Annotated in this window: 1 pseudogene; it reads right to left on the minus strand. The window is 53.8% G+C overall.

What is annotated here, in order from left to right:
- Positions 1-188: 188 nt before the first annotated feature.
- A pseudogene (locus tag ACYVTD_RS17350) lies at positions 189-407 on the minus strand (MBL fold metallo-hydrolase); the annotation flags it as partial.

The raw sequence follows: 407 nt of genomic DNA on the forward strand, positions 1-407 counted from the left end.
GTAGTAAGCGCCCGTCCAAGCGGCACGGAGCCGAAAATTAAATTTTACGCCTCATGTTGCGCGCATGCGGGTGGCGGACTTGATGCCGCCAAAGCCGAAGCCGCACGTAAATTGGACGCGATTAAGAAGGACATTAGAGCAGTTATCGGGGAGTAGTTCGTGTGGTTAGTGGTAAAAAAATTCTTCTCTTATTTCCCCGGACTAAACTTAAACCCGCTTCCATCAACGGTTACGCCGCCCGTCCCCGGGTACACGACGTGCATTCCCGCTACGGGGATTTTATTCTTCGCGGCGTAATCCAAAACCTGCCTGCGTAAGGCGGCTGCGGCTTTTTGATCCATGTCGTAGGTCGCGCTGATTTCGGGAACGGGGAACTGCACTAAGGCGATGTGCAGAAGGTCGCCGAT

The sequence above is a fragment of the Treponema sp. R6D11 genome, from assembly GCF_054786075.1.